The sequence below is a fragment of the Phormidium sp. FACHB-1136 genome (assembly GCF_014697375.1).
Taxonomy (GTDB): Bacteria; Cyanobacteriota; Cyanobacteriia; order Phormidesmidales; family Phormidesmidaceae; genus Nodosilinea.
The window spans coordinates 1-18,652 of record NZ_JACJRS010000068.1 but is presented as its reverse complement, the minus strand read 5'-3'; the positions used below and the strand labels follow the sequence as shown (position 1 = coordinate 18,652).

At 53.9% G+C, this 18,652-nt stretch carries 18 protein-coding genes and 1 pseudogene; 11 read left to right on the top strand and 8 right to left on the bottom strand.

Features of this window, described 5'->3' with window-relative positions; translation table 11 throughout:
* Nucleotide 1 precedes the first annotated feature (1 nt).
* The 6 genes from H6G62_RS18170 to gshB all read right to left on the bottom strand — a co-directional run bounded on the left by H6G62_RS18170 (nucleotide 2) and on the right by gshB (nucleotide 8,560).
* Nucleotides 2–1,093, bottom strand: coding sequence for an ATP-binding protein (locus H6G62_RS18170; RefSeq protein WP_190497713.1), 1,092 nt, complete (start codon nucleotides 1,091–1,093; stop codon nucleotides 2–4).
* Between the two features lie 156 nt (nucleotides 1,094–1,249).
* Nucleotides 1,250–3,226: an ATP-binding protein gene (locus tag H6G62_RS18165; RefSeq protein ID WP_190497710.1), complete on the bottom strand. Its 1,977-nt coding sequence runs from the start codon at nucleotides 3,224–3,226 to the stop codon at nucleotides 1,250–1,252.
* 12 nt (nucleotides 3,227–3,238) lie between these two features.
* Nucleotides 3,239–4,729 (bottom strand): HAMP domain-containing protein, encoded by a 1,491-nt coding sequence (locus H6G62_RS18160; RefSeq protein WP_190497708.1) that lies wholly within the window; start codon nucleotides 4,727–4,729, stop codon nucleotides 3,239–3,241.
* Between the two features lie 129 nt (nucleotides 4,730–4,858).
* The gene (locus tag H6G62_RS18155; protein ID WP_190497706.1) at nucleotides 4,859–5,251 is read right to left on the bottom strand and encodes a DUF4280 domain-containing protein; all 393 of its coding nucleotides are present in this window, start codon (nucleotides 5,249–5,251) and stop codon (nucleotides 4,859–4,861) included.
* A gap of 197 nt (nucleotides 5,252–5,448) precedes the next feature.
* Nucleotides 5,449–7,431: a VgrG-related protein gene (locus H6G62_RS18150; protein ID WP_190497704.1), complete on the bottom strand. Its 1,983-nt coding sequence runs from the start codon at nucleotides 7,429–7,431 to the stop codon at nucleotides 5,449–5,451.
* A gap of 169 nt (nucleotides 7,432–7,600) precedes the next feature.
* On the bottom strand, nucleotides 7,601–8,560 hold the full coding sequence (gshB, locus tag H6G62_RS18145; RefSeq protein ID WP_190497702.1) for a glutathione synthase: 960 nt from the start codon (nucleotides 8,558–8,560) through the stop codon (nucleotides 7,601–7,603).
* A gap of 372 nt (nucleotides 8,561–8,932) precedes the next feature.
* On the opposite strand from gshB, the pseudogene thiO reads away from it, so the two are divergent.
* The 3 genes and pseudogenes from thiO to H6G62_RS18135 all read left to right on the top strand — a co-directional run.
* A pseudogene (gene thiO / locus H6G62_RS28655) lies at nucleotides 8,933–9,994 on the top strand (glycine oxidase ThiO); the annotation flags it as partial.
* Between the two features lie 189 nt (nucleotides 9,995–10,183).
* Nucleotides 10,184–11,026, top strand: coding sequence for a thiazole synthase (locus H6G62_RS28650; RefSeq protein WP_347239380.1), 843 nt, complete (start codon nucleotides 10,184–10,186; stop codon nucleotides 11,024–11,026).
* Between the two features lie 159 nt (nucleotides 11,027–11,185).
* Entirely contained in the window at nucleotides 11,186–11,416 is a 231-nt protein-coding gene (locus tag H6G62_RS18135) for a type II toxin-antitoxin system HicB family antitoxin (protein WP_190497698.1), read from the top strand.
* Nucleotides 11,417–11,490: 74 nt separating this feature from the next.
* Here the strand turns inward: H6G62_RS18135 and H6G62_RS18130 are convergent, their stop codons facing one another.
* Together H6G62_RS18130 and H6G62_RS18125 are read right to left on the bottom strand one after the other, a co-directional pair.
* Nucleotides 11,491–11,946, bottom strand: a complete 456-nt coding sequence (locus H6G62_RS18130; protein WP_190497696.1) for a type II toxin-antitoxin system VapC family toxin — start codon at nucleotides 11,944–11,946, stop codon at nucleotides 11,491–11,493.
* Nucleotides 11,943–12,266, bottom strand: a complete 324-nt coding sequence (locus H6G62_RS18125; RefSeq protein ID WP_190497694.1) for a hypothetical protein — start codon at nucleotides 12,264–12,266, stop codon at nucleotides 11,943–11,945. Before H6G62_RS18125 ends, H6G62_RS18130 begins: the two co-directional genes overlap by 4 nt.
* 559 nt (nucleotides 12,267–12,825) lie before the next feature.
* On the opposite strand from H6G62_RS18125, the gene H6G62_RS18120 reads away from it, so the two are divergent.
* From H6G62_RS18120 to H6G62_RS18085, 8 genes are all read left to right on the top strand, one after another.
* Nucleotides 12,826–16,302 carry a sister chromatid cohesion protein PDS5 gene (locus H6G62_RS18120; RefSeq protein ID WP_190497692.1) on the top strand — a complete coding sequence of 1,159 codons (3,477 nt, stop codon included), beginning with the start codon at nucleotides 12,826–12,828 and terminating at the stop codon, nucleotides 16,300–16,302.
* Between the two features lie 39 nt (nucleotides 16,303–16,341).
* Nucleotides 16,342–16,599 carry a type II toxin-antitoxin system ParD family antitoxin gene (locus H6G62_RS18115; protein ID WP_190497690.1) on the top strand — a complete coding sequence of 86 codons (258 nt, stop codon included), beginning with the start codon at nucleotides 16,342–16,344 and terminating at the stop codon, nucleotides 16,597–16,599.
* Nucleotides 16,592–16,915 carry a type II toxin-antitoxin system RelE/ParE family toxin gene (locus H6G62_RS18110; RefSeq protein ID WP_190497688.1) on the top strand — a complete coding sequence of 108 codons (324 nt, stop codon included), beginning with the start codon at nucleotides 16,592–16,594 and terminating at the stop codon, nucleotides 16,913–16,915. The genes H6G62_RS18115 and H6G62_RS18110 overlap by 8 nt, the downstream gene beginning before the upstream one ends.
* On the top strand, nucleotides 16,912–17,322 hold the full coding sequence (locus H6G62_RS18105) for a hypothetical protein (protein ID WP_190497686.1): 411 nt from the start codon (nucleotides 16,912–16,914) through the stop codon (nucleotides 17,320–17,322). The genes H6G62_RS18110 and H6G62_RS18105 overlap by 4 nt, the downstream gene beginning before the upstream one ends.
* A 118-nt stretch (nucleotides 17,323–17,440) precedes the next feature.
* Entirely contained in the window at nucleotides 17,441–17,674 is a 234-nt protein-coding gene (locus tag H6G62_RS18100) for a type II toxin-antitoxin system HicB family antitoxin (protein WP_190497738.1), read from the top strand.
* Complete coding sequence (locus H6G62_RS18095) at nucleotides 17,586–17,882, top strand: type II toxin-antitoxin system HicA family toxin (protein WP_347239379.1); 297 nt, start codon at nucleotides 17,586–17,588, stop codon at nucleotides 17,880–17,882. The genes H6G62_RS18100 and H6G62_RS18095 overlap by 89 nt, the downstream gene beginning before the upstream one ends.
* A 24-nt stretch (nucleotides 17,883–17,906) precedes the next feature.
* Complete coding sequence (locus tag H6G62_RS18090) at nucleotides 17,907–18,209, top strand: UPF0175 family protein (protein WP_190497682.1); 303 nt, start codon at nucleotides 17,907–17,909, stop codon at nucleotides 18,207–18,209.
* Entirely contained in the window at nucleotides 18,202–18,606 is a 405-nt protein-coding gene (locus H6G62_RS18085; protein ID WP_190497680.1) for a type II toxin-antitoxin system RelE/ParE family toxin, read from the top strand. The genes H6G62_RS18090 and H6G62_RS18085 overlap by 8 nt, the downstream gene beginning before the upstream one ends.
* Nucleotides 18,607–18,652 lie beyond the last annotated feature (46 nt).

Sequence of the window (18,652 nt, the reverse complement as noted above, 5' to 3'; positions counted from 1 at the left end):
TCTACCGCACCTCAATTCCTCGTTCAGCGGCGATTACAACTTGTCGCTCCGTAAACACAATACTATTTTGCTTTCCTTTCTCAATTCTCTGAATTGTGATACCTTCTTCACTTGGGTCTTCATTACTTGCAATTTCAGCAAGGCTCATCCAGCAGTCACTGTTATGGGTTGTAGCAAAAACCTGAACATTAAGCCGCTTGGCTGCTTCCCATATTAATTTCCACATGTCAGACATGGCACTGAAATGAAGCCCCGTATCAATCTCGTCAACCAGCAAAATACCATTCCTTGCATTAACAATAGCTAACGTAAGTCCTAGCATTCGCCAGATTCCATCGCCCATGCTACCAATCGGTATACGTTGGTCTCCATCCGCAAGCCTGACAACAAAGCCGCTACGAGTACCTGTGTATCTATATTTGTCAGAACCGACTGAGGCAATGCGATCAATGCTTGGTTCAATGGTTTGGAGTGCTTCTGTAACAAGGGCTTCCTCTGGAGTTAAAACAACTTGATCAAATAACTCAATCATTTTCTCGCTGGTTAGGGATGAAGAGGTTACAAATTGTGTCCTGGAATCTGAGTTCTTCAGATCTCTGCGAATACGTCTTACATGATTTAATGACAACCCCTCTTTGGAGGATAAAGGAATATGAATACTTTCATCTTCCTGCCCTAACCATTCAATGACTAATACAAGTTCACGTAATTCCTCAAATAATCTCAGCTGTTCTTCGTGTTTTACAGATACTACGATTCCCTCGTTCTTATTAATTCCCTCATTCTCATTATTAGAATCAATGCCCAAAATTGAAAACCTGCGGCCTGCATCGATTCTATGTCCGTAAAAAAGGTGACGAATATCCAACTCCCGACCGTTACCCTGTTCATCACTTAACATGCATTCACCACGACCGATCATTACTTCGCGTAGTAATTCAAGGTTAGAGTGAGAGTTAAGAAGTTGGATGGCTTCTAAAATAGAAGTTTTTCCACTATTATTGGTGCCAACAAGCAGGTTCAGCTTGCCAAGCTGCTGAAGCTCAAACATTCGGAAACAACGAAAATTTTCAATTCTCAATGATTTCAGCATGTTTGATGATTTGCAAAAGTGATAGTGACTATTCCAAGATGAAGAAGTTTGTAACCCTCCGTGCTCTATCTTAATTATAGGGCGATACTACTGCATACCACGAGGGCTAACACAAGGTTATCTGTCTCTATACAATTTTATCAATACGCTTAAATCTTACACCCAGCCTTTGACTTCGGCATCGGTGAGGGGGCGTTCGAGTTTGAGGTATTCGCTGCGGGCAGCTTGGAGCAGGTGGGCCATGGCGATGGGTTGGTCGGCATCGGCGGCGAGGAAGGCGGCATTGAGGGCAATGTTACGGATGTTGCCACCGGGGACGTTGAGGCGGGCCAGTTTGGCAAAATCTAGACCTGCTTGGGGGGCTTGGGAGGGGAAGCTGCGTCGCCAAATTTCGGTGCGCTGGGCCACGTCGGGGAAGGGAAATTGCACCACGAAGCGAATCCGGCGTAGGAAGGCTTGGTCGAGGGAGGCTTTCAGGTTGGTGGTGAGGATGGCTAAGCCCCGGTAGGCTTCCATGCGTTGCAGGAGGTAGCTGACTTCTAGGTTGGCGTGGCGGTCGTGGGAGTCTTTGACCTCGGTGCGTTTGCCAAACAGGGCATCGGCTTCGTCGAACAGCAGCACCACGCCGCTGCCCTCGGCGGCATCGAACACACGGCGCAGGTTTTTCTCGGTTTCGCCGATGTATTTGCTGACCACGGCACTGAGGTCGATGCGGTAGACATCCAAATCCAGCGCGTGGCCCAAAATTTCGGCGGAGAGGGTTTTGCCCGTACCGCTGGCTCCGGCAAAGAGGGCGCTGATGCCTAGGCCACGTTGTCCCTTGTCGGCAAAGCCCCACTGTTCGTAGACCTTGGCCCGCTGGCGCACATGGGCGGCCACTTCCTTGAGGATGGCCATTTCTCGGTCGGGCAGCACCAGATCGTCCCAGGTGGCGGCGGGGTGGATGCGCTGGGCGAGGGCATCCAGTTGGGGTCGGGCCTGGGTGCGGCAGGCTTGCCAGAGGGCGTTGGCTAGGTCGGTGTCGGTGTGACCTTGGGCGGTATGGCAGGCGGTTTCGATAGCATCGCGGCTAAGGTTGAAGTGGGCCACCAGGGTATCTAAATGACCGTTCAAGGCGACCACCTGATCCCCCAACTGATCCACCCAAATCTGGCGCTGTTCCTGGGGCGAGGGCAAGGGCACCTCCTGGGCCACCTGGGGGCGATGGCTGGGGGCACGGCGATCTGGGGCGGTGAGGATCAACGGTGCCACAAGGCCATCAATCAGGTCGGTAATGGCCCACTCCCGCTCTGGGCCAAGGGTTTCGGTGCCGCAGGTGAGCATCAGCACCCGCTGGTTTAGGTGCCACTCCCGTTCCCAGAGGTCGCGCAGGAGGTGGCCCTGGGCGGGGTCGGGGGGGAGGGTTGTGGCGGCTAACGTCCACACTTCTCGATCCAACAGGTCACAAAGGGTGACGGCGACGGCGGCTAAACTGGCTTGGTCTCGCCCCCACAGATGAATGAGGGGCAGGGGGCGGTGGGCCTGGGAGGCCGATATCCAGGTTTGGGCCAGGGGAATGGCCAGGGTGCGGTACCCCTCGCAGGTGGGGCCTGGGAACAGGCGTTTAGCCCCCAGGCCGAGGAGGCGCTCGTGGAGGGTGTGATGGCCCATCAGTCGGTGCAGAATTTGCTCATCCAAGCGCAGGGGGCTGTCTACCAAGGCATTGCCGGGGCCAAGTTCCACAATCCGCCGCCGCCGCAGGGGAGCATCAGGGGGCAAGGCCGTCCAGTGGGCATCAGGGTTGAGAGCGAGGGCCAAACTCCAGGTGGGATAGGGCCGATGGGGCGGCACGGCAGCACAGAGAGCGGGCCAGTGGGGATCCAACTCCATCCCCAGACAGAGCAACACCACCTGGCGCTCGAAGGCGGAAAGACCTAGGCGGCGGCAGAGGTGATCGAGGGTGGGAGTGGGGGGCGGGGAATGGGGTTTAGAAACCGGGAGTTCGGGGTTCGGGGATTGGGGATCGGGGGAAGCCAGGGCTTGAAGACGCTGGTGTAGATCAGCCACTTCGGCCTGAAGGGCCTGATAATTGGTGATGAGATCCGCTGAGGGAGCCGTAATCGACCAAGGGGTGGCAGAAAATGGGGAAGTCATAGCACGTATCCGTCAAGGGGCCGTGTCGGATCTGGATGCGGCGTAGGCTTGGCGGGTCTGCCGTGCCCGTTGCAACAGTTGGAGGAGCGTTTTGGTGGTTTCGTCCTGCACGGTGCCATATTCGGCAATTTCCGCCCGCAGGGAGGCCACCTGTTCCGATAATCCCTGTTCGCGGCTCATCACCACCAGGGCCATGTCTTCAAACAGCATCGCCAGCTCCCCCAGTTCGTCGGGGCGGCGGGCCACGGCAGCGAGGTCATCGGAGGGATATTGGTTTTGCTTCACCTCGTTGGCGGTTTGGGAAAGTCGCTGGATGGGCTGGGTGAGCCAACGGGAGAGCATCCCACTCAGCAAGGTCACCGCTCCGGTAACGGCCAGCCCCCACCACAGCGTACGGCGGGCGTTGCGGTAGATATCCCCAGCAAAGTCGGCCTCTGGCACCGTTACCACCATCAGCCAGTTGAGGTTGTCGTGGCGGAAGGGGCGAATTTCTACCCAGTGGCGCTGGTTGTCAATCATCACCCGAATGGACTTCTGGGCATTGGGATCGGCCAGTTCGGCGGCGTGTTGGTCAAGGTATTGAGCCGTAGCCTGAATCACCGGATCGTCACTTTCTAGGGATTGGATCTGCACCATTTGGCCCACGGCATTTTCCTTAAAGGGCAACCCCTGGGAGATGGCCACGAGTTCTCCTCGGCTGTCGGGGGCAAGGTCAATAATGAACGCCTTGCCGTTCTCGCTCACATCCAGTTCCTGTAAGAACTGACTGAGGGACTTTAGGTATAAATCCACCGCAATCACCCCAGGAATTTCGCCGTCCACCGGAGCCATGGGCGTGGCGCGGGTGAGGATCAAATCCGGCGGGTTGGCCCCATAGTATATCTCTGACCACAGGTGGCTTTGCTGGGCCTGCACCTGCCGATACCAGATCCGCTCGCGTGGGTCGTAGACCTGGTTGACGGGTTCCCCCACCACCCGCCCCTGGCTATCCAAGGCATAGACTTGGCGATTTTCCCCGGTGGTGGCATCGCGACGAGCATAGCGAAAACCGCCACCCGGAATTTGCCCCACCAGGACAAGATTTCCCGATTGATCCCCATAGTAGACCGCATCGACAACGGAGGAATACTGCGTCAAATGCCAGAAGTATTGCCGCAGCCGCTCCGGGTCATCGGTGCGCAGCCCCCCTGAGGCAAACTCCTTCTGCACGAGGTCTGCCAGGTTAGCCATATGGGTCATGTGATCCTCTAGGCGCTGATCGATGCGGTTGGTGACCTCGGTATTGATGGTATTGATGAGTTTGGCCACCGCTGCCCGACTGGCATAAAACGCCAAGGCTCCGGTCAGACCAATTCCCAGCACCAGGGGCACCAGCATCATCAGGGGCAATGTCCAGCGAATTGACAACCAGCGCTTGACCGGAGTGCGGTCTGGGGGTTCCACCGGGGAGGGAAACGCAGAAGGCGAGGCGGAAGACGATGGGGAAAGGTGACTGGATGCCATAGAACGCCGTTGCTCCACTGCTGGATAGGGGATGGATAGGGGATGGATAGGGGATGGATAGGGGATGGACGAGGGAGACATGAAGGCCGGGGGCAGGGAACCGTTGGGGCGGATAAGTTGGGGGACGGCCTAGGGAATCTGCACCGTGAACTGCCCTGGATTGAGGATGGAAATCACCCCGGCCCAGGCACACATACATTTGCTGCTGTTGTTGAGCGCTGGAAAGGTGCCCAGCAACACCGTGGGCGACCCCGGTGCCCAGGGGGCCACCGTCACTGGAACGCAGGGCATGGGGGTGAGCACACCGAGAGCCGCCGCCGTTGCCGCTGCCACCGTGGGATTGGCTAGGGAGGTACACATACCGAAGGGCAGAATGTTGACCATGGGGGCAAAGTCCATAATGCTTGCGGCCAGCGGCCCCCCGGCCATCGTTGGTGGCCCCTTGGGAATCACCATCAACGAACTGGGGGCGACCCCAAAGGAACATTGCAACGTGGCTCCCATGACGACTTGTATACCCATGCTTGATCTATCCCCTTCGGATTTTGAGAGCGGGGAAACCCCACCCCTACGGTTGATTCAATTGCGCCTATCCCCTGTCCCTTAAACTGTTAGCCATCTAAAATACAATCACCAGATCAATCAAAGATCCTTATAGCAAGCGCTACTGAGAAAAGCGCTATGCAATTTAGATGCACATCAGCTTAATCTCTAACACCTCAATTTATTTTCACTATTCCCCCTTGAATTTTGGTCATGCCGCTGCCCTGAATATCCACCATGGCCCCCTGCATTTTGGCTTGCCCAGTAGCTTTCACCGTCACCTGGACGCCGCTAATTTCAATCCCGGATTGGCTGATTTTGATAGAATTGCTACCCACTTTTAGGGTGATATTTTGAGTTCCGGTGAGGGTAATATTGCCGCCTTTAATGTCGATGGCGCGACTGGTGCCACTGGTGCCGGACTGAATTGTCATATCCCCAGTGGAGGTGAGTTCGACCTTGGTGCCGTTGTCGTCTAGGCGCAGAAAATGCCCACCCGTGCTTTTGATTTCGATTTTTTTGTTTTGGTCATCCAATCGGGCTTGGTGTCCGGCGGAAGTCTTCAGTTCCACAAATTTATCGGTGTCGTTGAGGTGCAGTTTGTGGGCCGCTACGGTTTCGAGGTAGGCTCCCTTTTTGCTGCTGTCCTTGTCCTCTTCCACAAATTGCAGCTTATGACCCAAACGGGTTTTGAAGGTACGCAGGCGCACTTTGCCGTCGGCCACATCGTTTGCAGCGGTTTCGGGGGGAGCATCTTTGCCATTCCATACACCACCCAGCACGTAGGGCCGATGGATATCACCATGCTCGAAGGCCACCAACACCTCATCGTTGATTTCGGGGAGACAATCTAAACCCCGACTGGCCCCCGCCCCCACGGAAACCACCCTAGCCCAGTTGCTCATGTGTTCCTCCGTCAGGGCCGGAAACTTGACCCGCACTCGGCCCCAGTTTTTGGGATCTTTGTTGTCGGCCACAATGCCAATCAGGCAGGTTTGTCCCGGCTGGAGCTGACTGGGCGGCGAGAGAATTTGCAGCAAATCGCCCCCGCGCAGACCTCGCACGCTGAATTCCGTGGCGTAGACCCGCTCAAAAAACAGGTGGCGGGTTTCGGTGACGTAGTAGTCGCCGCTGTACTTGTCCATGTTGGTTAGCTTAACCACCTTGCCCGGTCGAATTTGGGGATTTCCTTCGCTGCGGGCATCGGCCTGGATAAACTCGCCTCCCACCTCGCCGTAGAGCGCCCCCGCCAGGGTCGTGGCCTCCGCCGCCTGAGACATCACCTGATCCACCACCACCAGTTTGGGACTGCTGGGCTTGCCGCTGAACTTGGTTTTATCGGTACCCGTACCCTGGTCGGTGCTGGTGATCACGGCGCTGCGACTGGTGCTGGTGGCCACAATGGCTTCTTTTTTGCTGTAGTCCCAGCCCCGCACTTCCACGCTATCCACCTGTTCGGCGCTGCTCACCTGCACCCGAAAGCTGTGCAAATCCTTCAGCCATTCCAGGCTCAAACTACCGTCTTTTTTGGGTTTGCGAAAATTCAGCTTGCCATCCTGCACAAACAGTTCATAGCCGTGGCGGGCCGCCCGCGACCGCAGGAATTCCATATTGGTCTGGTTTTCTTGAAAAATATAGCCGCTACTGCCACCAATGTCCCCATAGCCGTAGGGGCCACCCGTATCGTCCACCGTGCCCGTCGATAGGCCCACCTCTCCGGCAATTTGCCTCACAATGTCGGTGTCGGTTTTGTTTTGAAAGGAACGGCTCTGTCGCCCCCGGTGCAGGCGATGGGAGGCATCGTAGCCCCGCACAATAATCGGCGCTTGGGCATCGCGGGTAAACTGGGTTTCAATGGCGGTGATCTCCCCCTTCAACAGCACCCCCTCCGCCGCATCGTCAAACTCCGCATCCTCCGTGGTGCTAGAGACAAACCCCAACTCCACCGCCTTACCAATGGCCAACAAATCCCGGTGTTTCCAAACCGTATCGGCATCAGCCCCAGGGCGATAGTCGTTGCGCAAAACCAGGGTAAACATCCCCGGCAGGTGCAGGCTTTCCTCCACCGAAATTTGCAGAATATCCTCCAGCACCGCCGCCCCCACAGCGGTGCCATCCACCTTGAGAATCGGCTTGGCAATGTAAGCAATGGCTGGCATAGATAACCCCAGACCTTCATCGGTGACGCGCCCCCCTAGGGTAAACCGACGGCCCAGGGGCGGGTATTCCACTAAGGTCGAGTGTTGTTGGGGCTAGGCTGCGATGCTGGCTAGATGAAGGAAGACAGGGGCCAATTCCAAATAGGCCGCGACCTCGTTGCTGGGACGGTTAGGGCTGAGCCAGCCAGTCCATCACCTGATGGCCCAGGCGCACGTTGTTGAGGCGGTCGATTTCCCGCACTCCGGTGGGGCTGGTGACGTTCACCTCCGTCAGGTAGCCGCCGATGATGTCGATGCCGACGAAGTAGAGGCCGTCCCGTTGCAGGGTGGGGGCCAGTTGGCGGCAGATGTCCATCTCTCGGTCGGTGATGTCTACTTGGGCAACGCGACCGCCGACGGCCATGTTGCCGCGAAATTCGCTGCCCGTAGGGATGCGATTCACCGCCCCGATGGGATCACCATTGAGTAGGATGATGCGCTTATCGCCCTCCTTGGCAGCGGGCAGATAGGTTTGGATCATCACGGGTTCTTGGCCCTGGCGGGTGCTGATTTCCACCATGGAGTTGAGGTTGCGATCCCCCGCTTGCAGGAACAAAATGCCCTCGCCCGCCTTGCCGCCTAGGGGCTTCAGTACCGCCGAACCCCAGCGCTCTACGGTTTCGCGAATCACCGCCTTGTTTTGGCTGACGATGGTTTCGGGGATGGCCTCGGCAAATTGCAGGGCGTACATCTTTTCGTTAGCAGCCCGGATGCCCTTGGGTGAGTTGATCACGCGGGTTTTGGCGGGGTCGATGTAGTCCAAAATGTAGGTGGCGTAGAGGTAGGGCACCGTCACGGGCGGATCCGTCCGTATGAACACCACGTCCATCTCCTCTAGGGGACGCAGTTCCACCTCGTCCACCTCGTACCAGCGCTCATCGGCCACCCAATGGCCATCCACCAGACTCACGGGGGTAAGCTCCACTCGCCGCAACAGCCCGTAGGCCTTGCCGCCCACCACGCTGAGGAAGGGCGCTTCGGTGATCCAAACCTGGTGTCCCTTTTCCTGGGCCGCTTCCATGAGGGCAATGCTGGTGTCGTGGCCGGGGTCAAGGCGTTCGATGGGGTCGATAATAAAAGCGATGTTCACAGGGTCGGTTCCTTCGGGATCAAGTTTCTGCTTGTCTAGATCCTATGTCCTAAAATGTCACAGGGACAAATGTTCCCAGGACAGGCATTCGCGGCCAAACCGTAGGGGCGAGGGTTCCTCACCCCACCGCACCGGAGGGCATCCCCCAGGATTCATCGCGGATTTCATGCGGGTAGAAGGACATTGCGACGATCCCCCCTGCCCCCCTTATCAAGGGGGGTACAGCGTAAAGCTGAGACAGCTAGGTACTGGGGGGATCTAGAACCCAGCAACGGTCTATCTCACCCTAGCGGAAACCGCTATAGGATGATCCTTAGACCGTAAACCGTTAGACAACGAACCACTAGGCAGCAAATCAGTAGGCAACAGGACATGACACAGGCGGGACAGGACATCCTCGTGGTGGGCGGGGGCATTATGGGGTTGGCCATTGCCCTAGAACTGCGCCAGCAGGGGGCCAGCGTGGCCGTCCTCAGCCGCGACTTTGCCGCCGCCGCCAGCCATGCCGCCGCCGGAATGTTGGCCCCCCGTGCCGAGGGCATTCCCCCCGGCCTCATGCTGGATCTGTGTTTGGCCAGTTTGGAGCGCTATCCCGACTGGGTAGCGAAAATTGAAGCCCTCACTGGGCAATCCGTCGGCTATTGGCCCAGCGGCATTTTGGCTCCCCGGTTTCAGGTGCCGGATTTATCGGATTCCACGACTCAGCAATCCCAGGAAAATCAGGTTATCCAGGAATCCGCCCAAGGGCAATGGTTGACCACCGAAGCCCTCGCCCACTACCAGCCCGGACTTGGGGCTGGGGTGAAGGGTGCCTTTTGGTATCCCGAAGATGGTCAGGTCAACAACCAAGCCTTGGTGAAAGCCCTCCGTACCGCTGTCCTAGACCTGGGCGTCACCATCCACGAAGGGGTTGGGGCCACCGCACTGCGCCAATCCCAAGGCCGCATTGAGCGCGTCTGCACCGCCCAGGCTGGCGACTTCCAGGCCGATCACATCGTCCTCGCCGCCGGAGCCTGGAGCCACGACCTACTGCCCGTGCCCGTCTTCCCTAAAAAAGGTGAGATGGCCAGTTTGCGGGTTCCCCCCGCCCTCGGCACCGTGCAACCCCTGCAACGGGTGCTGTTTGGCGAAAATATCTACATCGTGCCCCGCCAGGATGGCCGCATCGTGTTGGGGGCCACCGGCAAAGACGTCGGCTTTGCCCCCGGCAACACCGCCGCCGGAGTCCACCAGCTCTTGGCCAACGCCATTGCCCTGCTGCCCTGGCTGGCCGACTGCACCCTAGAGCAAACCTGGTGGGGCTACCGACCCGCCACCCCCGACGAAATGCCCCTGCTCGGCCCCGGCCCCGCCGCCAACCTCACCCTCGCCACCGGACACTACCGCAACGGCATCCTCCTCGCCCCCATCACCGCCCACCTGATTGCCGAATTCCTTGCCGGACGCACCCCCAACCTGCTGCCCCCCTTCTCCTATCAGCGTTTTAACGCCCCCCCGAATCCTGATGATTTGGGGACAGGGGAACCCCGCCCCAATCGCGATGATCTGGGGACGGGGAAACCCCGATCCTACCCGACTCCCGACTCCCGACTCCCGACTCCCGATTCCCTACCCAAATCCACCATGACCCTAACCGCCACTCCCCTAGAATCCGCCGCCGCCGCTATCCCCGCCGACAATCCCCTCGTCATTGCCGGACGCTCCTTTACCTCCCGTCTAATGACCGGATCGGGCAAGTACGACGACTTTGAAACCATGCGCCAGAGCATTGCCGCCAGCGGTTGCGAGATTGTCACCGTGGCGGTGCGGCGGGTGCAGACCAACGCCCCCGGCCACGAAGGACTGGCCGAAGCCCTGGACTGGTCGAAAATTTGGATGCTGCCCAACACCGCCGGGTGCCAAACCGCCGAAGAGGCCATCCGAGTAGCGCGGCTGGGCCGAGAAATGGCCAAGCTGCTGGGCCAGGAGGACAACAACTTCGTCAAGCTGGAGGTGATCCCCGACGCCAAGTACCTGCTGCCCGACCCCATCGGCACCCTAGAAGCGGCGGAACAGTTGGTGAAGGAAGGCTTTGCGGTGCTGCCCTACATCAACGCCGACCCCCTGCTGGCCAAACGCCTAGAGGAAGCGGGCTGCGCCACGGTGATGCCCCTCGGTTCCCCGATTGGCTCTGGTCAGGGCATCCGCAATGCCGCCAATATCCAAATCATCATCGAGAATGCCAAGGTGCCCGTGGTCGTCGATGCCGGGATTGGCACCCCCAGCGAAGCCGCCCTGGCCATGGAAATGGGAGCCGATGCCCTGCTAATTAACACCGCCATCGCCAAGGCCCAAAACCCCGTGGCCATGGGTCGCGCTATGGGCCTCGCCACCCAGGCCGGACGACTGGCCTACCACGCCGGACGCATCCCCATCCAAACCACCGCCAGCCCCAGTTCGCCCATGGCAGGCCGCATCAACGCCTAACCGCTGAACCGCCTAGTTTCTTGAAAACGAGGTTAGCGATGAATGGTAGTGCATTAATCTACGGGTCAGAGAAAAAACAGCCAAAAACAGCAATCTACTGCCGTAAGGTCTCTAGGGTCGCCTGATTATTCTCTAGCCTGTACGAAATAGGACTACCCGATGAATTATCCAATTGTGATCTATCCATGTGACGAAGGGGGCTATGTCGCAGAGATCCCAGCCCTGAAAGGATGCTTAGCCCAGGGGGATACGTTGATAGAGACCTTGGAAGAGTTAGAAATTGTGACTCAGCTATGGATTGAAACCGCAGAGAAACACGGTCGATCCCTGCCAGACGTAGAAGGCGAAATCCAAAAAGTTAAAGCCCTGAGCCATAGTAGCGCCTACTGAAGACGGACAAAAGATGCTGCACCGGGTGAGGAGATCGCGCCACCACCACATGGGGGCAATTGTAGTATTAGATATTAAGACTCGTTGTTCTCCACCGCATCCAGTTCTTGTAATGAGTGAACCCATTGCAATTGAAGTCGCTGGCAAGTATTGAAAAGACGTTTATCAGCAGTCCAGAAGTCAGCCCCTAATGAATCTGCGAGGGCTAGAAAGGCAGCATCGTAGGCAACCGTCTGTTGAAGCTGAACCGCCCAGTGCAAAGCGCTCTGATGGAGTTGGGTAGATGGCGGAACTTCTCGGATATTGAACGAAAAGATAGCGTCTAACCCCTGCTTAACTTGCTCTTGAGTCAGCAAGCCGACGGTCATGGCTTTACGTAGGGCAGAAACAATTTCGTAAGACCATAACGATGGAACCACCAGTTCAGTACCACGCTCTAGCCATTCGGTAAGTTTTCGTTCTGCGGCTTCGGTGTAATCAAGGGAAACGACCTGAGCAATGAAGATATTGGAGTCTGGTACGACAATCATGAAGCGGAGTCTAGAAATTGGCTGAAGGAGTTTTCCCGATCTGAGCGGGCTTCGGCTAGCAGGTTGCCCTGGTAGGTGCCATACTTGGCCTGCCCGTTGGCGCGGATCTGGCGAAGAATCCCCAACAGTTCCGCGTATTGTTGAGACGGATCTAATGCGTTTTCAGCGGCAACGGTTAGTGCATGATTGGCATGGCGTTGAGGGCTTTCCTGCTGGTTAGCCATTTGGGCTTCGGCCCATTGCAGCAACCGAGTGGCCAAGTGAAGCTGCTCTTGCCAGGTTAAGCCCTGGGCTTCCTGCATCAAATCTTGAAGGGTCATCACGGTGGTTTTCCTACAGGCGGCGACGTACTTAGATTATGACCTTGCCCAGACCAATTGGGCTCAAGCCGGAGCAAAGCCATCCGTGACGATGCCCGACTAGAGAATTTACGGCAGCAGTGCGAATGAGGCGAACTTTCTGAGGTGGAACATCAGGAGCTTGTTCAATGCGAAGATCGGCTAGAGCAAGATCGGGCCGAACGCTTAGAAGCCTTGATAAACTTGGCCAAGCTGAGCGATCTTGACTTGATTAGTAAGTAGGGTAGGCACGGCTCACCTAACAACGCCCACATGGGAAAAATGGCGGGCAATGCCCATCCTACGGGCTGAAACCCTAGAAGAGTTAGAAATTGTGACTCAGCTATGGATTGAAACCGCAGAAAAACACGGTCGATCTCTGCCAGACGTAGAAGGTGAGAACCAAAAAGTTAAAGCCCTAAGCTACAGTACCCCGTCCTAGGTGGAAATATTGACTGTGGTGCTCCAGCGTTCAGCTTTAAGGACACTGCGGCTACCATAGCGATAGGTCTCCGCTTTTCTCGCGCCCGCTGCATCTGGTATGGATTCCGATTCCTCCTACCGCGATCCGTCTAGACATCGCACCAAGCTCTTTCAAGCCCTCAACGGCCTAACGTCCCCGGAGTTTGGGCAGCTTTTGTATGGGCTTCAGCCCCCTGCGGGTTTGATTCCCGATTCAGACGCGCCTCAAATGAAGCGGGTAAAGGCGCTGCTAGACTGGGCCGAAGGTTCCACTGGACGGGGCACCGACGAAATTTGGGATTCCTTGGCTCAACTACAGCAAGGGAGCCTATCTTTTAAGAGACAGGCTTTCCCCAGTTTTCAGCCCTACCTACAATCCATCACCGCCCAATACGGAAAATGGTGGGAGCACTACACCCTGACCGATGTGGAAGGCAAGGTTAAACCGCCAAAGCCAGAACAGCCCTCGGTGTTTGACTTTGGCCTGATGGTGCAAACCGTCGCCAAGGAAAAGGATTCTTCTGCACCAGACCATGATTCTCGGTCAGAACATCGCGAAAAAATCGAACGTCTCCCGGTGCTGGAGGGGATTCGCAAGTATGCCGATGGCCATGTGTTGTTGGTGGGTCGTCCTGGATCTGGGAAGTCTACGGCGTTAATTCGGCTGTTGCTGGAGGAGGCGAGTTCGTTTACAGCCAAGCCCCCTGATGCCCTCACCCCCAGCCCCTCTCCCAAGGTTGGGAGAGGGGAGCAAGAGAAGATTCCGGTGTTGGTGGAGTTGCGCTATTGGCAGGGTTCCATTGAGGGGCTGATTCAGGGATTTTTGAAGCGCCATGGCCTGATGCTGGATGATGCTGCCCTGTCTGCCCAGCTTGATGAAGGGCGATTCCTGCTGTTGGTGGATGGCTTAAACGAACTGCCCACGGAGGAGGCCAGAGCCCAGCTTTCAGTCTTTCGACGAAGCTACCCCCATATACCGATGATCTTCACCACGCGAGATTTGGGCCTGGGGGGCGACCTGGGGATTGAGAAAAAGCTGGAAATGCAGCCCCTCACCGAGGCGCAGATGAAGGCGTTTATTCGGGCCTATGTGCCGAACCAGGCGGAGGCGATGCTGCGGCAGTTGAACCATCGCCTGCGGGATTTTGGCCAAACGCCGCTGCTGTTGTGGATGCTGTGTGAGGTGTTTCAGCAGTCGCCTAATCAACAGTTGCCCAACAACCTGGCGGAGGTATTTCGGGCGTTTACGACGATGTATGAGGACAGCAGCGTGCGTAAGCATGAGGTGGCGCTGCTGAAGGGAGATGTGCGGCCCCTGAGTGATCGCCGCTTGTGGAAACCTGCTCTGATGGCCTTGGCGGCCCTGATGATGCAGGGGGAAACCCTGGTTGATTTTCGTGTGGCGATTCATCGCACCGAAGCTGAGCGAGAACTGGGCAAAATCTTTGCGAAGGAAAAGTTCCCTGTCCGCGATATTTTAGACGATCTGCTCAAATACCACTTACTGCAAAAACGCACCACTGGCCAACTCGAATTTCGCCACCAACTGATCCAGGAATATTATGCCGCTGAACATCTACTATGCCTATTGCCTGAGCTGAGCGATGATCAGATCAAGCGCGACTATCTAAATCTGCTTAAGTGGACAGAACCTATTGCCCTGATGTTGGCCTTAGTAGACGAAGATCAAAATGCGCTAGGAATAGTCTCAAGAGCAATCAACGAGATTGATTTCTTTCTTGGATCTCGATTAGCTGGCGCGGTCAAACACCATCTTCAAGATATATCTATTAATTATATAGACAAATTAATCGTGCCATCTGAGATAAAGTGTCAGATATGGGGAGAAAGTCAATCAGAAATGGCCGTTCCAAAACTTATTAAAACTTTTGCACAACCCAATAACTACGCGCTTAATCTACATGCGTCTCAAATCCTTTGTAGAGATCCTTTTGCATCAAGCTTAATAAAATCAAATTTCCTGGAAAATTTAAGTAGCCCCGACCCGAAAATCCGAGGTCTTGCCTGTGAGATCCTAGGGAATATTAAAGCTAGTAGTGCTGTCCCCAATCTATTGCATTCTCTTTGTTTTGACAACGACAGTGTGCGTAAAAAAGCCATTAAGGCATTAGGGGAAATCGGCGACGAAGCAGCAATACCTGAATTGCTAAAAACTCTTCAAGAAGCAGATTCCGAAATCAGATGTCTTGCTGTAGAAGCACTAGGAGGAATTGGTAATGATAAAGTCATTCCGCTTTTGATTGAGGCGTTTCAAGATTCATCTTACTCTGTTCGAGTGAAGGCTTCTGAAGCAATTGCAAAAATCAACAGTGAGCCCTCGTCTGTTGCTCTGCTAGAATCCATAAAAAGTTCAAAAAAATTCGTTCGCCACTTTTCCAAGGAGGCGTTAATAAAAATGAAAAATGACAGCATCATATCTAGCCTAAGCGATATGATGAGCGATCCTTTAGCAGATAATCGGGTGACAGCAATATCAATCTTGGATAATTTAGTTGATGAGAATAGTAGTATCGATCTTCTTCCTTTTCTTTGTGATTCAGAAGAGTTTGTGCGCATGTATGCTATCAGTTCGCTAGGCAAAACTGGCAACAAACTGATGATTCCTTGCTTGATTGATGCTCTGAGCGATCATTCTGCTTATGTTCGACGAAGTGCAATTGAATCCCTTGGTAAGCTAGGTAGTGAAGCCACACTTCATCATGTCATGAGATTTTGCAATGATCCAGACGAACATACTCGTATTTCCGTTATCACAGCATTGGAGGCAATTGGAGATAAATCCTGTGCTTATGAGTTATTGAAATTCTTGAATGACACTTCAAAGCATGTCCGAATAAGAGCCATTAAGTCATTGAGAAACTTTAAAATATCAAGTAGACTTGATAAGAGCTCATTGATTGATGCTTTAACTAATACTCTTTATGACCTAGATGAAAAAGTGCGAGAAGTTGCGATCAAGGCTCTAGGAGAAATTGGAACTAAATTTGGAGTTAGCATACCTCTAAATCTATTGCTTGAAGCCTTAAAAGAAAAATCTGCTGGAGTTCGACAAAATGCCGAGAAAGTATTGATAGAAAATGGATCTAATGCCATTCTTCCTGACTTGCTTATCTCTCTCCAGGATTCTGACTATAGCGTCAGAACTGCTGCCATTAGAATATCAGGAAAATTAGGAATAAAAGAACTCAAGCCCTATCTGTTTCATTCACTTGAAGAGCCTGATTTCATAATCTCTTTAAGTGCAGCTTTCGCATTGGCAGACATCCAAGAGGTGAGCGTCTTGCCTAATCTTTGGTTTCTATATTGTCAGGGTAAACATCCAAGCTTCCGAAAAGCAATTACTCAGATTCAGGGCGATTGTAAGTTCTACAACTACGAAATCTGGCAAGAAACAATAAACGCTCAAAAGACGGCTAAAGAGCCTTCAGAAGCGAAGGCTTCACCAGTCAGCAATATTTTCCCTAATGCTACCAAAGTCAAGATCATTGAGCGGGTTGAACATTACTATGAAAAGCCCCCAAACTCAGGCCAATAGTCGATAAATTGTCTAGTCTTTCTCCATCAAGGTAACTCCATGACTAATCTAACCATCTCACTCCCAGAGGCTCTAGCCGCTTACCTCAAAGAGCAACTTGCATCCGGCCAATACAACACCGCCAACGACTACATTCAAGCCCTCATTCAACAAGACAAAGCCCGCAAAGACCACCTTGAAGCTCTCATTCTCGAAGGGCTTAACTCTGGCGAACCCACACCAATGACCACCAGCGATTGGGAGTCCATCCGCGCCGCTGTTCATCAAAACCAAAGCGATCAATCCCACAATGGCTAACCTGACCAAACGCCCCATCGTCATTCAAGATCTGATCGCCCATGCCACCTACATCAGTCTTGATAACCTTGATGCGGGTGATCGCTTTCTCTATGCTGCCGAGGCAACCTTCCAACGCATTGCCGAACTTCCTGAAATTGGTAGACGCAGTGGATTCACATCTCCAAGGCTGGCTCAAGTACGCCAATACCCTATCAAAGGCTTCAGCAAGTACATCATCTTCTATCAAATTCATCCTGATACCGTAGAAATTATCCGAGTCCTTCACGGTGCCCAAAACCTAGAATTTATCCTTGACCAAGAGCCAACCCCATGACAGAAGCCTCAAAATACAACTTCCCCAAAGCCGAAAAAGTACAAATCTTCGAGCAGGTCGATACCTACATCGAGGCACAGCATAACTACGCCACCGATCCATCGGTACAAGCAGCCATCATGGATCTAAAGGCGCTGATTACCCATCTCCAAAGCCAGCATCCCACCGTCGCTAACGAATCCGAAGCCCTCGCGATTATTGATGCAGAATTTACCGAAATACAGCAAGGTAGTTCCTCCAAGTGGGCCAACCTACGCCAACAACTACTCAATCCCGAACGCCACCTCCAAGCCACCAAAGCTACCCTCATCGAAATCGCCCAACACTACCTAGAAGAAAGCATCTGGGGCAAGGCAACCATCACCTACATTGACACCTTAAGCCAACCTCCAGAAAAAGGAGCCTAAACCATGCAAATCACCATCGATCTACCTGATAGCCTTCAAATTCTTTAAGAAGATCTAAAAAATCTCCATCAGCAAGACTAAATACCATGCACCCAAATCATAAGGAGTTCAGACAGTGATTAAACAAACACATCAGTTTACGGCTGTTATCGAACGAGAAGAAGAAGGTTACGTTTCCCTCTGTCCTGAGCTAGACATTGCCAGTCAGGGCGATACCGTAGAAGAAGCGAGAACTAACCTAATCGAGGCCATCGAGCTTTTCTTTGAAGTTGCTGACCCTTCAGAAATTGCCAATCGTCTCAAATCCGAAGTCTTTATTACCCGACTGGAGGTTAGTATTGGGCAAGCTTAGAATCTTTTCGGGAAGCGAAATATGCAAGCTTCTAGAACAACATGGATTCCAGAACGTACGACAACGGGGAAGCCACATTGTTATGCAAAAACGCATAGAAGAGACAACCATTACCGTTCCTGTCCCCAATCACAAAGCCTTAAAAATAGGAACGCTACAATCTATTATTCGACAGTCGCAGCTACCCCGATCACTGTTTGAAGTCTAAATAATAAGATTTGGAGCCTGAATCATGCAAATCACCATCGACTTACCCGACAACCTAGCCATCACAGAACCAGATCTGCGCCGAGAAGTTGCGATTGCGCTTTTTCAGCAAAAGATCCTGCTCATCGAGCAAGCGGCTCAGGTCATTGCTATGGATGTAGACGATTTCTATCAAATTCTGGTTGATCGCGGCATCCTCACTCCTCCAACCGACCCCGACGACGATCCCAATGAACTCATCCTTGCCCATTTGAGGATCTCTCTACAACAAGCCGAAGCAGGCGACTTAAAGCCCATCTCTGAACTCTGGGATGGCCTTGATGACTGACACTCCATCTATCCAAATCCTATTTACTCCCGATTTTCAAGGGCAACTTCGCAAGTTAGCCAAACGGTATCGCAATATCCGAACTGATCTACAACCACTGTTCGATGACCTTGAAAGTGGAAACTGTCCTGGCGATCAAATTCCTGGCACGACCTACACTGTCTTCAAAATCCGCGTCAAAAACAGCGATATTCAAAAAGGGAAAAGTTCAGGCTATAGGGTCATTTATCAATTGCGAGATAAAATCTGCATTCTCCTTGTCTCTATCTATTCAAAATCCGATGCAGCGACTCTTACAGCTAGTGAAATTAGCGACATTATTGATCGTTTTAATCACTGGACAGTGGGAAGTTCTGTATCCGGTAGCGGGACGCCAAGAAAAACGGACATGAGCTGAGTCAATCGACCCATCATGTCCGAAACTGGCTGATGTAAAGCCTTTC

What these genes read in the sequence shown, in the direction of transcription:
- H6G62_RS18135 (WP_190497698.1), top strand. Translation starts at nt 11,186, where the DNA reads ATGAATTATCCAATTGTGATCTATCCATGTGACGAAGGGGGCTATGTC.
- H6G62_RS18085 (WP_190497680.1), top strand. Translation starts at nt 18,202, where the DNA reads ATGACTGACACTCCATCTATCCAAATCCTATTTACTCCCGATTTTCAA.
- H6G62_RS18105 (WP_190497686.1), top strand. Translation starts at nt 16,912, where the DNA reads ATGACAGAAGCCTCAAAATACAACTTCCCCAAAGCCGAAAAAGTACAA.
- H6G62_RS18165 (WP_190497710.1), bottom strand. Translation starts at nt 3,226, where the DNA reads ATGACTTCCCCATTTTCTGCCACCCCTTGGTCGATTACGGCTCCCTCA.
- H6G62_RS18130 (WP_190497696.1), bottom strand. Translation starts at nt 11,946, where the DNA reads ATGATTGTCGTACCAGACTCCAATATCTTCATTGCTCAGGTCGTTTCC.
- H6G62_RS18155 (WP_190497706.1), bottom strand. Translation starts at nt 5,251, where the DNA reads ATGGGTATACAAGTCGTCATGGGAGCCACGTTGCAATGTTCCTTTGGG.
- H6G62_RS18125 (WP_190497694.1), bottom strand. Translation starts at nt 12,266, where the DNA reads ATGACCCTTCAAGATTTGATGCAGGAAGCCCAGGGCTTAACCTGGCAA.
- H6G62_RS18110 (WP_190497688.1), top strand. Translation starts at nt 16,592, where the DNA reads ATGGCTAACCTGACCAAACGCCCCATCGTCATTCAAGATCTGATCGCC.
- H6G62_RS18160 (WP_190497708.1), bottom strand. Translation starts at nt 4,729, where the DNA reads ATGGCATCCAGTCACCTTTCCCCATCGTCTTCCGCCTCGCCTTCTGCG.
- H6G62_RS18150 (WP_190497704.1), bottom strand. Translation starts at nt 7,431, where the DNA reads ATGCCAGCCATTGCTTACATTGCCAAGCCGATTCTCAAGGTGGATGGC.
- H6G62_RS18170 (WP_190497713.1), bottom strand. Translation starts at nt 1,093, where the DNA reads ATGCTGAAATCATTGAGAATTGAAAATTTTCGTTGTTTCCGAATGTTT.
- H6G62_RS18120 (WP_190497692.1), top strand. Translation starts at nt 12,826, where the DNA reads ATGGATTCCGATTCCTCCTACCGCGATCCGTCTAGACATCGCACCAAG.
- H6G62_RS18090 (WP_190497682.1), top strand. Translation starts at nt 17,907, where the DNA reads ATGCAAATCACCATCGACTTACCCGACAACCTAGCCATCACAGAACCA.
- H6G62_RS28650 (WP_347239380.1), top strand. Translation starts at nt 10,184, where the DNA reads ATGACCCTAACCGCCACTCCCCTAGAATCCGCCGCCGCCGCTATCCCC.
- H6G62_RS18115 (WP_190497690.1), top strand. Translation starts at nt 16,342, where the DNA reads ATGACTAATCTAACCATCTCACTCCCAGAGGCTCTAGCCGCTTACCTC.